The 1,660-nt window shown below is 64.3% G+C and carries 2 protein-coding genes; one reads left to right on the forward strand and one right to left on the reverse strand.

Annotated features, from left to right (window positions below; all coding sequences use genetic code 11):
• A partial coding sequence (proS, locus tag VIG90_RS04500) for a proline--tRNA ligase (RefSeq protein ID WP_331592258.1) occupies nt 1–956 on the reverse strand: 956 nt, incomplete at its 3' end.
• 258 nt (nt 957–1,214) lie between these two features.
• On the opposite strand from proS, the gene VIG90_RS04505 reads away from it, so the two are divergent.
• Nucleotides 1,215–1,660, forward strand: a 446-nt coding sequence (locus VIG90_RS04505; protein WP_331592259.1) for an MFS transporter, incomplete at its 3' end; no start/stop codon positions are given.

The raw sequence follows: 1,660 nt of genomic DNA on the forward strand, positions 1-1,660 counted from the left end.
ATGCCATAGGAGCCCATATGCACATCCCGCTCCTGCCCGTCCGGCCCCATCACCCTCGCCCCCATGGGCTCGGAATACTTGGTGCCGAAATAGAAGATGTGGCCGACCTCGATGCCGCGGGCGGACATCTTCTTGTCGCTCGGGATCGCCTCGAAGGCGGCGGCATCGTGCATCTCGGACGTGGCGGCATAGAGGGAGGTCCACCGGTCGACAATCCCCTGGAGGCCGGAGACGCTGTCGAAATCCGTATTGTAGGCCGGGATGTCGTAGTCGAGATAATCGGCGTGGCAGAACACCTCGCTCTCGCCCGTCGAGGCCAGGATGATGAACTCGTGGCTCAGGTTGCCGCCGATGGGGCCGGTATCGGCCCGCATGGGGATCGCCTTCAGGCCCAGGCGGGCGAAGGTGCGCAGGTAGGCCACGAACATGGCATCATAGGAGCGCTTGGCGCTCTCGGCGTCCAGATCGAACGAGTAGGCGTCCTTCATCAGGAACTCGCGGCCGCGCATCACGCCGAAGCGCGGGCGGGTCTCGTCGCGGAACTTCCACTGAATGTGGTACAGCGTCTTCGGCAGGTCGCGATAGCTCTTGGCGTTGTCGCGGAACACCGCCGTGATCATTTCCTCGTTGGTCGGGCCGAACAGGATCTCACGGTCATGGCGATCCTTGAAGCGCAGCATCTCCGGGCCGTACGCATCGTAACGGCCGGATTCGCGCCACAGGTCCGCAGACTGGATCACCGGCATCAGCACCTCGATGGCCCCGGCCCGGTCCTGCTCCTCGCGCACGATCTTCTCGATGTTGCGCAGCACTTTCAGGCCCAGCGGCAGCCACACGTAGATACCGGCGGCCTGCTGGCGGATCATGCCGGCGCGCAGCATCAGCTTGTGCGAGACGATCTGGGCCTCGGACGGATCTTCTTTAAGAACGGGGAGGAAATAGCGTGACAGGCGCATGGATGTGTCTTCCGTGACAAAGAGTTCTGCGGTCTTACTCGGCCTGCGAAAGCCATGCAACTACCGGGACACGAAAGCCGGTGGGCCAAAGCTCCAAAACCCCCGCACCCGGTAGCCGGCCGTTCGTTTCGCGCTGCACCGGAGCGCACCGGCCTTCCGCATTTGCCAGCTCGCAAGGGTTTGTTTAATCCGCTGGGGCAGGCAGGACGGGCGAACGGCCCGAAACACGCCAGTTGCGTCATCAGGAGTATGTGGGACGTGTCCAAATCCTTCGGGACCACGGTTCAGGGTCGTATCATCGCGCTTGCAGCCATCGTGCTGCTGGCGCTGAACCTGCGTCCGGCGCTGGCCGGCATCAGCCCGCTGCTCGATGCCATTCAGGCCACCACCGGCATCACCGGCACCGTGGCGGGACTGCTCACCACCCTCCCCATTCTGGCAATGGGCCTGTGCGCCCTCTGGGGGGAGGCGCTAAACACCCACCTTGGCGAACGGCTTGGAATCTCGCTTGGCGTCGTGCTGATCGCCATTGCCTGCGCCCTGCGGTTCCCCGCGCCCGGCGCAGAGGGGCTGCTGTTCAGCGCCGTGCTGGCGGGCGGCGGCATCGCCCTCGTGCAGAGCCTGATGCCCTATTTCATCAAGCGCACCTTCCCGGAGGACCCGAGCCGCATCACCGGTCTCTATGTCACCTCGATCATGGCGGG

The sequence above is a fragment of the Pedomonas sp. genome, assembly GCF_036515995.1.
Taxonomy (GTDB): domain Bacteria; phylum Pseudomonadota; class Alphaproteobacteria; order Sphingomonadales; family Sphingomonadaceae; genus Pedomonas.